Source organism: Microbacterium sp. LWS13-1.2 (assembly GCF_040144835.1).
Lineage (GTDB): Bacteria > Actinomycetota > Actinomycetes > Actinomycetales > Microbacteriaceae > Microbacterium.
Map to the genome: position 1 here is coordinate 3,204,919 of NZ_CP151632.1, position 13,841 is coordinate 3,218,759.

General features: G+C 66.1%; 8 protein-coding genes. 6 read left to right on the top strand and 2 right to left on the bottom strand.

Annotated features, from left to right (window positions below; translation table 11 throughout):
- Positions 1–843 precede the first annotated feature (843 nt).
- Entirely contained in the window at positions 844–3,213 is a 2,370-nt protein-coding gene (locus tag MRBLWS13_RS14795; protein ID WP_349426094.1) for a glycoside hydrolase family 95-like protein, read from the top strand.
- Between the two features lie 43 nt (positions 3,214–3,256).
- Here MRBLWS13_RS14795 and MRBLWS13_RS14800 read toward each other — a convergent pair whose 3' ends face one another.
- Entirely contained in the window at positions 3,257–5,350 is a 2,094-nt protein-coding gene (locus MRBLWS13_RS14800) for a glycoside hydrolase family 2 TIM barrel-domain containing protein (RefSeq protein ID WP_349426095.1), read from the bottom strand.
- Positions 5,351–5,631: 281 nt separating this feature from the next.
- Between MRBLWS13_RS14800 and MRBLWS13_RS14805 the strand changes: the two genes are divergently transcribed.
- A complete protein-coding gene (locus MRBLWS13_RS14805; protein WP_349426096.1) occupies positions 5,632–6,960 on the top strand; it encodes an enolase C-terminal domain-like protein in 1,329 nt (442 codons plus the stop codon).
- Here MRBLWS13_RS14805 and MRBLWS13_RS14810 read toward each other — a convergent pair.
- Positions 6,950–7,708, bottom strand: coding sequence for a FadR/GntR family transcriptional regulator (locus MRBLWS13_RS14810; RefSeq protein WP_349426097.1), 759 nt, complete (start codon positions 7,706–7,708; stop codon positions 6,950–6,952). The genes MRBLWS13_RS14805 and MRBLWS13_RS14810 overlap by 11 nt on opposite strands.
- Positions 7,709–7,977: 269 nt before the next feature.
- Between MRBLWS13_RS14810 and MRBLWS13_RS14815 the strand changes: the two genes are divergently transcribed.
- From MRBLWS13_RS14815 to MRBLWS13_RS14830, 4 genes are all read left to right on the top strand, one after another.
- Positions 7,978–8,964: an ABC transporter permease subunit gene (locus MRBLWS13_RS14815; protein WP_349426098.1), complete on the top strand. Its 987-nt coding sequence runs from the start codon at positions 7,978–7,980 to the stop codon at positions 8,962–8,964.
- Positions 8,961–9,920, top strand: coding sequence for a carbohydrate ABC transporter permease (locus MRBLWS13_RS14820; RefSeq protein WP_349426100.1), 960 nt, complete (start codon positions 8,961–8,963; stop codon positions 9,918–9,920). The genes MRBLWS13_RS14815 and MRBLWS13_RS14820 overlap by 4 nt, the downstream gene beginning before the upstream one ends.
- Before the next feature lie 134 nt (positions 9,921–10,054).
- Entirely contained in the window at positions 10,055–11,659 is a 1,605-nt protein-coding gene (locus tag MRBLWS13_RS14825) for an ABC transporter substrate-binding protein (protein ID WP_349426101.1), read from the top strand.
- A gap of 79 nt (positions 11,660–11,738) precedes the next feature.
- Positions 11,739–13,841 (top strand): glycoside hydrolase family 36 protein, encoded by a 2,103-nt coding sequence (locus tag MRBLWS13_RS14830; protein ID WP_349426102.1) that lies wholly within the window; start codon positions 11,739–11,741, stop codon positions 13,839–13,841.

Consider the following 13,841-nt stretch of genomic DNA (forward strand, 5'->3'; position numbering starts at 1 on the left):
CGATGACGCGCACCCCACCGGGTATCGACTTCATCTCGACATCTTCAATGGCCCAGTCCTCACCGACGCCCCGCCATGGCTGCGACGGCTCGGGACGATTCACCCGGATGTCGGGGATGGCCAGTTCCGGATCGTTCGGGGTCCGCCAGTAATTCGGCGTCAACTCACTCACCAGCAGTTCCCGGTCGTCATACTGCAGCGACGTCAGACGGCCGGTGATCCGGGAGATCTCAACGGAGAATCGGTCTCCGGCCACGCGAACGGACGTCGCGCTGTCGGCAACGGTCAGATGTGACAGGCCCGCGGTCTCCAACGGCAGCCGGTCGAGAGGGTCCGCCACCGTCGACGTCTTCGCCGGCGAAATCGAGCAGACGCGACGCGGGATTCGAGGACCAGTGGAACTTCCATTCCCCATCGAGGCTGAGACGGTAGGGCGAATCGCGGCGATCCGCGCGCATCGCCTCGTCCAGCGTCTCGTAGGGCATGAGAGAGGCGTGCGTGGGCTCGGTGCCCCATTCGTAGGCTGCAGGGTCGTTCCACTCCGGCGTGGTCATCATCTATCCTCAACTATTTTGATAATCGCGTGCGAGCGGCTCGGGCCATCCTGCAGATCCTCCGAGGAGTCGTAAAGGTAAGATGAATACACCCTACCGCGAACGGGACCTGTGGACGAAGTATCCGCTCTGTTCAGGCTGTCACCGTCAGCAGGATCGGCATGGACGGGTCAAGTGGTCGGATCGTTCGTAAGAGTGCGACCATTCATTGGATGATTCGGCGCTACGATGGCGGATGCAAGACCAATGCCCCGACGGCGGGGACCAACGATCGAGAAGCGGAGTCAGCGTGACCATCCGAACCGGCTTCTGGAGTTCGTCCGCCGGCATCGACTGGGAGCACGGACTCATCGCGGGCACGGGTTCTCTCGGAGCGGTGCTGTCCGGCACACCGACGCGCCACTCGATCCACGTGTGCCACGAGGAGTTCTTCCTGCCGGTGAACTCCGCGAAAGCGGCACCGCGCATCGAACCGGCGATCGCCGAGGTGCGGGCGGCCGCCCTCGCCGGCGATGCCGAGACTGCGACCGCGATCACCCAGCGTCTCGCGCGCGACGACGGCTACGACGGCTCCATGATCTGGACGGATCCGTTCGTGCCGGTCGCCGAACTCACGTGGAGTCCCGACACTGCCGTCGAGGACGGGCAGTACCGGAGGATCGGGGACTTCACCACCGGCAGGGTTGAAGTCGAGTGGACCGATGGCGCAGGTGTCGGCAGCGGCATCGCACTGATCCCGGACCGGGCAACGGGCGGGATGTCGATCGAGCTCTGGTCCGATCACGACCACAGCGGCGTGCTGGCACTGGACTTCGGTGAGGCGCCTCGCGACCCCGGTGAATATCCGTCGACGGACTACGGCGTCTTCCTCGAACCGGCCGTCCCGACCATCGACGGCTCTCGCATGACCCTCGATGTCAAGGTCGCCGAAGGCAATCTGTCACCGTTCGTGCGCGAGAACCCGCCGAGCCCATGGCCGCCGAGGCACGCGAGGCTGATCGTCGACCTGCCCGCCGGCATCGACGCCGAGCCGGAATCGGGCGCCGTGCGTCTGCGTCTGACCGCCGGGCGGACCGTCCGACTCCCCATCCGAGTCGAATTGTTCGGCGGCATCGCCGAGGCCGAGGTCGCCGCGGCCGACACGCACGCGTCCCTGTTCGAGGCGTGCTCGCTCGACTTGAGCAGCGGCGTCGACGACGCCGTGCCCTACGACGACGTGCTGCAGCGGGCGAGGGCCGGTGACCCGCAGGGGTTGCTTGCAGCAGTCGAACTCGCGTTCGCATCCGGGCGCCACACGATCATCTCGTCGACCGGAGTCCTGCCTCCCACGCTCGTCGGCATCTGGCAGGGAACTCGCCGGCCGGCGTGGTCGGGCGACTGGACGCAGAACGGCAATGTGCAGCACGGCGGTGTTGCATCTCTCATCGCGTCGGGCACGCCTGAGCTGCTCACGTCGTACCTGCGGGCGATCTTCCGGCACGTGGACGACTACGCTGCGAACGCGCAGCGGATCTTCGGCGCTCCTGGCTGGCTGCTCCCTGCACGTTTCGACTCGCACGGCAACAGCAACCACTTCGCCCCCGCCTTTCCCCACCTGTACTGGATGGCAGGCGGTGCCTGGGTGCTGCGTTTGGCATGGGATCAGTTCACCGCGACCGGTGATGTGGACATTCTGCGCGAATACGCCTGGCCGCTCGCGAGCAACGTCATGGCCTTCACGCTCGCGGTCGCCCTGCCGGGCGATGACGGCCTCCTACATCTCGCTCCGTCGTATTCCCCCGAGAACACCCCTGGCAACCGCGCCAGTCCCATTGGAGTCGACGCCACGATGGACGTCGCGGCGTTCCGAGATGCCGCGCGTCTCGCCATCAGGATCGCCGACATCCTGGGCGAGGAAGCCGACCGCGACGCTTGGCGTTCGTTCGCCGATCGGCTGCCGCCGTACCGGGTGACCGACGAAGGAACCTTCGCTGAGTGGCTCGATCCCACGATCGCCGAGGAGATCGGGCACCGGCACGTCTCGCAGCTCTACCCGTTCTGGTACGAGGACGACGAGGCAGCCAGCGCACCCGAGCTCCGCGCGGCTGCGCTCGAGACGATCAGGCGCAAGCTCGCCTGGCGCAACGAGAAGCCGTGGGCAGCCGGCGACGGTCGCATGGAGATGGCATTCGGCCTCGTGGGCCTCGGCCTCGCGGCAGCTCGGCTCGGGGATGCCGAAGCCGCGCGACAGTGCGTCGAGTCGCTCGCGCACGATTTCTGGCGCTCGAACGCCGTGTCGACGCACGACGGCGACGCGATCTTCAACGTCGACGCGAGCGGTGGGCTGCCGGCCGTCGTCATCGAGATGCTCGTGCAGTCGCAGCCCAATCGGATCTCGTTGCTACCCGCACTGCCGAATTCGTGGAGCCGGGGATCGATCAGCGGCGTCCGCGCGAGAGGCGGCGTCGTCGTCGAGAACCTCCGCTGGGACGAGGACGTCCTGGTGTCCACGCTGCGTGCCGCCGGGGGCTCTGCGGCCGCCCGGGACGGGGACGTCGTCGACGTTCGCGGCCCGGATGGCGAACACGCATCGGTCGATCTCTCCACCGGGCCGGTCACCGTCCAGTTCCCCCGATCCATTGCGGCCCGACCGGATTCTGGAGTCCAGCACGATGAATGACGCCAAGCAAGCGTCCCTGCTCGCTCCGCCGGCACTGTTGCGGTCAGCGTGCCTCGAGGTCGACCGAGGCCGATACGTACCCGGAAGCCGACGCCGTCACGGTGATTCGTCCGGCTGAGGTCGGACGGATCACGGCCAGCGCGCGGCCGTCGTGGAGTCGATGCTGCGCATCGGCGAAGGATTCCTCGGTGACCATCGCCGCGCTCCCGAATCCCTGGAGTGATCCAGGACCGTCGATCCGAAGTTCGACTTCGACGTCTGCATCGGTGGCCCTGACACCGTCGGCATCCCCGATCTCGATCACGACGTAGCCCAGATCTCGACCATCGACGGCGAGCGCCGCGTGTTCGGCTGTCAGTCTCAGGCCGTACACGATCTCTCGGTAGTACGAGGCAGGGCGACGCTCGCCGGTGATGTCGATGTCGCCAGAACCCGCGAGCAAGAAGGGGTAGGGGCCGAGTGCGCCGTCGCCCGGTGGATCGTCCGCGTAGTGCATGCGCCCGAGGCCCGGCTCACCCAGATAGTCCCACCCCGTCCAGGTGAAGTCGCCGATCACCTGCGGGTTGGCGCGTACAAGTGCCCAGAGTCGGTCTATGTGCGTGGGGAAGGTCTCAGACCCGACGATCACGCGATTCGGAAGCAGCTCGCGGTCCAGTTCGTACCGGCAGTCAAGATAGTTCATTCCCGCGATATCGGGGGCACCGTGGGCCTCCTCAGTGAGCGCGGTCACCGCGCCGGTGACGCCGAGCGCACTCATCCGATCCTCGAGGCTCGACTCGCGGGCGTTGATCTCGTCGACCGGATGCAGCGGCGCCCCGCCCAGCAATTCCGGATCGACCTCCACGGCCGCATCCATCACGAACAGCGCGCCATTGACGGCGGCCGTGACATACCGGGTCGGATCCAAGCGGCGGACCTCGGCAGACATGCTCCTCGATAGGTCGGAGCCTGACCGGGTTGCCGCCTCCGGGATCTCGTTGCCGATTGAGTAGATGATGACACTCGGATGGTTGCGGTCCTTGGTCACCATCGCCTCGAGATCACGCTGCCACCAGTCCGTGAACTGATCCGCGCCGTCGTCGGGCGACTTCGATCTGGTCCAGACGTCGGTGAGCTCATCCATGACGAGCACTCCCAGACGATCACAGGCATCGAGCATCGCTCGACTCATCGGTTGATGAGCGCTGCGGATTGCATTGAAACCGGCGGACTTGAGCAGGGCGACCCGGCGCGCCTCCGCGCGATCGAAGGTCGCGGCGCCGATCACCCCGTTGTCGGCGTGCACGCAAGCGCCGCGCAACTCGACCGAGTCGCCGTTGATGCGCAGGCCGCGGGCCGCATCGAGGTGAAGTGTCCGGATCCCGAACTGCACCTCGCTCCGGTCGGGGTCGATGTCACCGGTACCCGAGCTGAGGCTCGAGTCGACGCGGTAGAGGTCGGGCGTTTCGACGGACCACCGCCGTGGGGCCATTACCAGGATGCGCTGGCTGACTTGGGCGCTGCCGCCGGGCGGGACGCTCACCCTCGTGCGATCGACGCCGACGACCTCGCCTGAGGGATCCACGATGCTCGTCTCGAGCCGCCGCACGGCCGGGATCGTCTCGAGGTTTCGCACCGTGGTCACGACCTGTACGACCGACGCCTCGGCGTCATGCTCGGGGGTCGTCACGACGATGCCATCGAGCGGGACATGGACGCGGGGCGCGATTGCCAGGTGGACCGGCCGGACGATGCCGCCCCCGGTGTACCACCTCGCATCCCGGTGGGCACGCGCCTCGACGATGATCTCGTTGTCGCCGCCGTAACGCAGGTACCGGTCGAGTTCAACGGTGATGGTGGAGGTTCCCGACGGTCGCCGAATCGCGAGGTCGCCGTTCACGAAGACGGCGGCCGACCGGTAGACGGATTCGAATTCGAGCATCACATGACGGTCCCGCCAGTGCGCTGGTGCCGGGAGCCTCGCGCGGTACACCCAGTCGCCGCCCGGGAAGTACCCGGTGGCCTGGAGGGCCGGGTCGTCGAGTCGGCTCGAACCCAGCACAGCATCATGCGGGAGCACGACCGACTCGAACTCGGTATGACCAGCGGAATACCGCTCTCGGAACTCCCACGAGTGGGGGAAGAGCACTCGCTGCATCTGGAACTGCTGCCTCTCGGTTCGCCGTCACGCTAGCATCGCGGCTAGCATGTGTAAAGATCAGATCTTTAGAACTGGCCGTTGAAGTCACATTCTTCGAGCGATGCGTCCGCGTCTTCACGAGGACTCGGCGCATCGTATGGCCTGTCGGGGCTTCCTCGGCGCGATGCGGTCCTACTGAGGTCGCCTCGCGGTGACCTCTGCGACCAACTCGGCTTCTCAATTCTGGCCGATAGATCAAATGACCTGGAGTTACTAACACCGCCACGAAGGGATGATTGATGCCGATCATCACCAATGTCCGCGTCCACGATGTGCGCTTTCCCACCTCGCTCGACGCTGACGGTTCCGACGCCATGAACAAGGACGGCGACTACTCGGCGGCCTATGTGGCGTTGGAGACCGACTCCGAGTTGTCCGGGTATGGGTTCACATTCACGATCGGTCGCGGCAACGATCTCTGTGCCGAGGCTGCACGGCAGCGAGCGCTGCCGCTGGTCGGGCGGGATGTCGACACATTGCTCGACGACCTGGGCGCAACCTACCGAGAGCTGGCTTCTGATACTCAGCTGCGGTGGCTCGGTCCGGAGAAGGGCGTGGTCCACCTCGCGATGGCGGCGGTGATGAACGCGCTCTGGGACATGGCAGCGCGACGAGCGGGCGTTCCGCTCTGGCGTCTCCTGGTGGAGATGAGTCCCGAGCAGTTGGTCGATGCCGCCGATCTGCGATACCTATCCGATGCGCTGACCCGCGACGAAGCCATCGCGATGCTGCGTTCGGCGGCCCCGGGCCGGCACCAGCGCCTGGAGGAGTTGAAGGCGCGCGGCGGATTTCCCTGTTACACAACCAGTGCGGGCTGGCTCGGCTACTCAGATGAAAAGCTTCGAACACTGCTTCGCGATGCGGTGACCGACGGGTACCGTCACTTCAAGCTCAAGGTCGGCGCAGACCTGGACGACGACCGCCGGCGGCTTCGTATTGCCCGCGAAGAGATCGGCTGGGATGCCGAGCTCATGATCGACGCCAACCAGGTGTGGGATGTGCCGCAGGCGATCGAATGGATCAACGCACTCGCCGAGTTCCGGCCGATGTGGATCGAGGAGCCCACGAGTCCCGACGACGTGTTGGGGCACGCGGCGATACGCAGGGCTGTCGCGCCCATCGGTGTCGCCACAGGCGAGCACGGCATGAACCGCGTGCTCTTCAAGCAGATGTTCCAGGCAGGGGCTCTCGACTTCTGCCAGCTCGACTCCGCCCGGCTTGCCAGTGTCAACGAGATCCTGTCGGTGTACCTCATGGCACACAAGTTCGGCGTGCCGGTCTGCCCGCACGCCGGCGGAGTCGGGCTGTGTGAGCTCGTCCAGCACCTTTCGATCTTCGACTACGTCGCCGTGTCGGGATCACTCGACAAGCGCCTCACCGAGTACGTCGATCACCTCCACGAACACTTCGTCGACCCGGTGATCGTCTCCAACGGCCACTACGCACTGCCCTCGCGACCGGGATACAGCGCCGAGCTCCGCGACGAGAGTGTGCAACGCTACCGATTCCCAGACGGCCAGTACTGGCTCGAGCGAAAGGCGCAGGACCTGCTGGTGACTACTCGCTGAGCGGCTCGACCCGCGAGTCACCAGCGACGGGATGCTCGGCCGCGAAGACCTCGACGCCGAGGAGATGCGCCGCCATCCGGATGCGAGCCCGCTCGGCGTCGCGCGTGCGAAGCGCCGCGAGGATCGCCCGGTGCTCCGCGTGTGCCGCACCGAGCGAGTCGCGTTCGGTGATCGCCCGCCATAAGCGGCCGCGGAGCGTCCGGGTCATGAGGCTATCGATCAGAGCGGCGAGGGCGGCGTTGCCGCTGGCGGCAGCGATCCGCTGATGGAATGCCGCATCCGCATCGATGAATGACTCGGGGCCGAGTTCGCCGGAGGCCAACCCGACGTCGATGTCCGTGAGGATCAGCTCGAGCTCGTCGAGATCGCGGTCGGTGAGCCGTACGGCGGCGAGTCCAGCGGACTCGGTCTCGAGCACCCTGCGCACGCCCAGCAGGTCGACAGACTGCGTCGCCTCCTGCAGTCCCGCCCAGAACTCCAGCGGGCGCAACAGCGAACCTGGGTCGAGCTGCGTGACGTAGGTGCCGTCACCCTGCTTCGTCTCGAGCACACCGAGCGCCGCGAGCGAACGGACGGCTTCCCGCAGAGATCCTCTCGAGACTCCCCACCGTGCGGCGAGCTCCTTCTCGATCGGGAGTCGGTCGCCGGCCTGCAGTTCACCCGACGCGATCATCTCCTTGACGATCGCGATCACGCGGTCGGAACGGGAGCCCGAGCCCGTTGCGGTGTCATCGGCGCCGGTTGCCACGCACGCAGTCTACCGATGCGAGGACCCGACCGACGCCTCGCACGACGCGAACGCGCCGAACGCCGACGGTAAAGGTTCAATCAATTACCCAGGACACTCACGTATTGCCCTATCCAGGGTGCTGATTGACACTCAATGATCAGACGTTTATCGTGAGAGTCCGGTGACTGCAACGTTGCAGAAAGGAACACCCTGATGATGTCCCCCAGACCACCGCGCTGCACGTTCCATCGTGAGGTGCCGCGTGACGCGGGCCCGGTGGAGCACGCATGGTGACCCCGGTCGGCGGCATCGGACTCGATGTCGGCGATGTGACCCGCGATCTCCGCGACCGAGAGAGCGGACGCGGCTTCCGCGGGCTGAGGCGCAGTTTCCGGCGTCACTGGCAGCTGTACCTGCTCATCCTGATCCCGATCGCGTACTTCGTCGTGTTCAAGTACATCCCGATGGCGAACACGATCATCGCGTTCAAGGATTACAACGTTGTGGACGGTGTTTGGGGCAGCGACTGGGCCGGGGTGAAGCACTTCGAGCGCTTCTTCTCGAACCCGATCTTCTGGCCTGTGCTGCGCAACACTTTCGTGCTCTCGGCGTACGTGGTGCTCGCAAGCTTCCCGATTCCGATCATCCTGGCCCTGGCGCTGAATGAAGTGCGTCTGAGGTTCTTCAAGAACACCGTGCAGATGGTGACCTACGCGCCGTACTTCATCTCGACGGTCGTGGTCGTATCGATGACGATCCTGTTCCTGTCGCCCCGCGTCGGCCTCGCGGCCCACGTCACGCAGTTCTTCGGCCTCGGCACCATCGACTTCCTGAGTGATCCCGACTACTTCCGTCACATTTACGTGCTCAGCGACATCTGGCAGACGATGGGCTATTCCGCCGTGATCTACCTCGCCGCGCTCGCCGGGATCGACCCGACCCTGTACGAGGCGGCAAGGGTGGACGGGGCCAGCCGCTGGCAGAAGATCCGCCACGTGGACATCCCGGGTCTCATGCCCACGGCGATGATCGTCCTCGTGCTCGGTGTCGGCAACGTCATGGCGATCGGATTCGAGAAGGCGTTCCTCTTCCAGAACAGCCTGAACATCTCTCAGTCCGAAATCATCCCGACTTACACCTACAAGGTCGGCTTGCTGAGCGCCGACTTCAGCCAGGCAGCAGCGATCGGCCTGTTCAACGGGGCCATCAACCTCGTGCTGCTCCTCGCCGTGAACGCTCTCGTCAAACGACTGACAGGAAACGGACTGTGGTGACCACGACTCTGGACGAACGCCGAAGCAGCGACGCCGAGCCGCCGGTGCGCAAGCCGAGACCGGTCAAGGCCCCGCGGCGCATCAAAGAGTCGCCGACCGACCGGATCTTCATGGTCGGGGTGTACATCCTGCTGACGACGTTCCTGCTGTGCGTCCTGCTGCCGCTGCTGTACATCGTCGCTAGCTCCTTCAGCGATCCCTTGGCGGTGTCATCGGGCCGTGTCACGTTCTGGCCCGTCGACTTCACACTCGAGGGCTACCAGCGGGCGCTGAGCGACAACTCGATCCTCACCGGCTTCACCAACTCGCTCATCTACACGCTGGCCGGCACGGCGATCAGCCTTGTCCTGACGGTCGCCATCGCGTATCCGCTCTCCCGCAGCGACCTGTGGGGTCGCCGCGGGATCACGCTCTTCGTGGTCTTCACGATGCTCTTCGCCGGCGGCATCATCCCGACCTACCTGGTCGTCCAGAACCTCGGGTTGCTCGACACGCGATGGGCGCTCATCCTCCCCCAGGCCATCGGCGTCTGGCAGGTCATCATCGCCGTCGCGTTCTTCCGCACATCGATCCCCGAGGAGCTCTACGAAGCGGCCCAGCTGGACGGCGCCAGCGATCTTCGATTCCTCCGGACAGTGGTCCTGCCGCTCTCCAAGCCGCTCCTCGCCGTGATCGCGCTCATGTACGCGATCTTCCAATGGAACTCGTACTTCGACGCGCTGCTCTATCTGCGGGACCCGAGTCTGTACCCCCTGCAGCTTGTGCTCCGCAACGTACTGATCCTCAACCAGGCCGCTCCCGGTCTCGACGCCGCCGCTGCGCTGGAACGCCAGCAGCTCGCCGACCTGCTCAAGTACTCGCTCATCGTCATCTCCACGGTGCCGGTGATGCTCGTGTACCCCTTCGTCGCCCGATTCTTCAACAAGGGGATCCTCGTAGGCGCCGTCAAGGGCTGACGCGCCGCACGTCGCACCGCGTCATGAATCCAGCACCACACCCGTCCCAATCACAGAGAGGCAGGACTTTGTTGAGACAACATATGTCGGACAAGATGCGACCCAGCCGTCGCTCACTCGCAGCCATCGCGGGAGTGGCGGCTTTGACCGCCGCAGTCGTCGGGTGCACCCCAAGCGCCGGAGACGATCAGAAGGTCATCACCATCTTCGGCGAACAGGGCGGCCAGATGGACCTCAACACCAACTCCTTCACGAGGCTGCTGGAGGACAAGTTCGACGTCGACATCGACTTCCAGACCACGGGATACGACTCGGGCGCAGCGACCGAGGCCCGGCAGATCTCCCTCGCCGGCGGCGAACTGCCCGAGGCGTACATGCTCGTTCCGTGGGCATCGCAGTTCACGCAGGCCGAGCTGCAGCGCTACGGAGACCAAGGCGTCGTCCTGCCCCTGAACGACCTCATCGAAGAGCACGCGCCCAACATCGCCGACGCCCTTGCCGCTGAAAAGGGCTTCGAGACCCTTGCGACCGCGCCCGACGGGACGATCTGGGGGCTCCCGCAGTGGAACGACTGCTACCACTGCTCCTACCCGTACAAGTTCTGGATCAACACCGTCTGGCTCGAGAACCTCGGACTCGCGATGCCGACGACACCCGACGAGTTCTTCGACGTCATGACAGCTTTCAAGACGCAGGACCCGAACGGGAACGGCGTCGCGGACGAGATCCCCATCACGGGAAGCGCGCAGTGGTCGATCGTGCCGTACATCATGAACGCGTTCATCGCGAACTCCTTCAACACCGGCGCCGGCGCGGCCAGTCAGCCCATCTCGCTGGGGCTCGAGGGTGACACCGTGCAGATGCAGACCATGCAGGACGGTTGGCGAGAAGGTCTGAAGTTCCTGAACAGGCTGTGGGCGGCAGGACTGATCGACCCCGCGGCGTTCTCGCAGGGCGGCGACACCATGCAGGCCACCGGCAACTCGGCCGAGGGCGTCCTCGTCGGCGGCTTCACCGCCATCCACCCCTGGATCGGCGTGAGCATCGGTCAGGAGGATGCGCGGGACACCCAATACGACCCGCTGCCGCCGCTCGAGGGTGTAGAGGGACCGATCACCACCTATCAGTTGCCGAGCGTGCCCGGTGCGACCTTCGCCATCACGAAGGCTGCCGACGAGGTGGAACAGCAGGTGATCATGGAGATGATGGACTACATCTTCACCCCCGAGGGTCACCTTCTCGGCGAGATGGGCGAAGAGAACATCGGCTGGCGGGCTCCTGAGGAAGGCGACATCGCCCTTGATCCCGAGCTCGAGCCTTGCTTCGTCGACCTGCCGCTGGATGAGGAGAACGAGGCGGACTACAACGGCAACTGGGGCCCGATGGCGCAGGTGTTCGACACCGTCGAGTGGCGCAATTGCCAGGTGCAGCCGCTGGACATCTACACGGAGGAAGGAGCCGAGCGCCGACTCTTCCAGGCGACCGAGCTCTATGAGGGCAAGGAGTCCGACGCCAATTTCCCGTACTGGAACCTTTGGGTGCCGGCGGAAGAGGCGAGCGAACTGGCCACGCTCACGACCAACATCGAGAGCAACGTGGCCACCGCGACTGCGGAGTTCGTCACCGGAGTGCGTGACCCGAACAACGACGGTGATTGGAACGGCTACCTGGACGGCCTCCAGGGCCTGGGCGTCGACCGCTACCTCGAAATATGGCAGGCGGCGAACGACGCCAGCTGACCGACGACATCGACCCGGGGCGGGGCGGATGCCTCGCCCTGGGCCTCGACGCCGCACAGGTCATCGGAGGAACACCGCCATGCATACGCAGACGATCAGATGGCGCCCGGGCGCGTTGGAGTTGGACCTCGACCTCGGCGTCGACGGCCCCCCGAAAGTGCGGCGGCTCGCCGCGGTCGGCGGCGGCCGCACCGCCGCGCCTTCGGCTGCGATTCCCATCGCGGAGGTTCACCTCGGCGGCGAGGGCTCGGGCACGTCGTCCTCCGAGCGGCTGATGGGGAGCGCAGTCGGGCTCCGTCTCCGCACGGTGGATCACCGCACCTGGACCGACGGTGACATGGCACACCTCGAGGTGACGGCGCGGGACGCGATGTCAGGCATCCTGGTGATCGCACGATGGTCGAGCTGGCGCGACCTTCGGGTCGTGCGCTGCGCGACCGAAGTCGTCGCGGGCGACGAGGCCGTCCACCTGCGCGCGGTCTCGTCCGTCGCCATCGGCGGCATCTCAGCGGATGGCTCGCACTGGTGGCACGATCACGAAGTCGGCTTCGCGCACAACACATGGTTCCGCGAGCTGATGTGGCAGCGGCGGACGCCCGCCGAACTGGGGCTCGACGACACCGGGCTGCGCACATGGGGCATCCCCAGCTCGCGGGCGTCGTTCGCCCTGGGGCAGCGGGGCAGCTGGTCGACCGGCGGACATCTGCCGATGGGCATCCTGAGATCCCGCGTGGAACGGCGGTCGCTGCTATGGCAGATCGAGCACAACGGTGCATGGCGGTGGGAGCTCGGCGATCAGGACGACGCGCTCTATATGGTGGCGAGCGGACCGACGGACCAGGGCGCGGCTTGGTCGCATCGGCTCGGTCCAGGCGAGCGGTTCAGCTCCGTGCCCGCGACGCTTGTACTGGGCGGTGACGACGACGAGATCTTCGGTGCCCTGACCGAGGCTCGGCGGCGGGTGCGGCGCCCGCATGTGGACCACGAGAACCTGCCGGTGATCGTCAACGACTTCATGAACGCGCTCATGGGCGACCCGAATGCCGAGAACCTGCCGCCCTACATCGACGCAGCGGCCCGCGCGGGAGCCGAGGTCTACTGCATCGACTCAGGCTGGTACACCGACGGCCCGGCGTGGTGGAACGACCTCGGCTCGTGGCAGCCATCCTCCCGACGATTCCCCCGCGGCCTCGATCAGATGACGCGCCGGATCCGCGACGCGGGCATGGTAGCCGGCCTCTGGCTCGAGCCGGAAGCCGTGTCGGTCGCGAGCCCGATCGCCGAGCAGCTGCCGGCCGAGGCGTTCTTCCAACGCGATGGGCAGCGCGTCGTGGAATCGGGGCGACTGCAGCTGGACTTCCGCCATCCGGCCGCACTCGCACACATCGACGCGGCGGTCGAGCGACTGATCGTCGAACTCGGACTGGGGTATCTGAAGTTCGACTACAACATGGACGTCACGCAGGGCACTGACCTCGACGCCGACAGTCCCGGTGACGGAGCATTCGGTCACCAGCGCGCGCTGCTCGAGTGGGTGAGCGAGCTCATGGACCGGCATCCCGGCCTGGTGATCGAAAGCTGCGCGAGCGGTGGACAGCGGATGGACGGCGCGACGCTGCGAGTGCATCCCGTGCAGTCCACGAGCGACAATCAGGACCCGCTGCTCACGGCCGCGATCGCCGCAGCCGCGCCGACCGCCGTCACACCTGAGCAGGGTGCGGTGTGGGCGTATCCCGATCCCTCCTGGTCCGACGAGCGGATCGTCTTCTCGCTCGCGAGCGCGCTGCTCGGCCGGGTGCATCTCGCAGGCCGGATAGACCTGCTGTCTGAGGCGCAGATGCGGCTCGTGCAGGAGGCGATCGACGCCTATCGCACCACGCGGACCCGTATTCGCACCGCGCTGCCCTTCTGGCCTCTCGGATTGCCCGGGTGGCATGACCCCGTCGTGGCGCTGGGCGTGCGCGACGACGACGGCGAACTGATCACGGTCTGGCGCCGGGCTGGCTCCACCACCGTGCGTGTGCCCCTCGCCCGGCACTCCGGGCGCCCGCTCGTTGTCGAAGCGGTCTTCCCGACCAGCCTCCCGACGAGAGTGCGATGGGATGCGGATGCCGGCGAGATCGTGCTCGAACTGCCCGACGAGCCAGCGGCGCACACGCTGCGGCTGCGAGGAGAAAGCTGA

What these genes read in the sequence shown, in the direction of transcription:
- MRBLWS13_RS14805 (WP_349426096.1), top strand. Translation starts at nt 5,632, where the DNA reads ATGCCGATCATCACCAATGTCCGCGTCCACGATGTGCGCTTTCCCACC.
- MRBLWS13_RS14800 (WP_349426095.1), bottom strand. Translation starts at nt 5,350, where the DNA reads ATGCAGCGAGTGCTCTTCCCCCACTCGTGGGAGTTCCGAGAGCGGTAT.
- MRBLWS13_RS14830 (WP_349426102.1), top strand. Translation starts at nt 11,739, where the DNA reads ATGCATACGCAGACGATCAGATGGCGCCCGGGCGCGTTGGAGTTGGAC.
- MRBLWS13_RS14815 (WP_349426098.1), top strand. Translation starts at nt 7,978, where the DNA reads ATGGTGACCCCGGTCGGCGGCATCGGACTCGATGTCGGCGATGTGACC.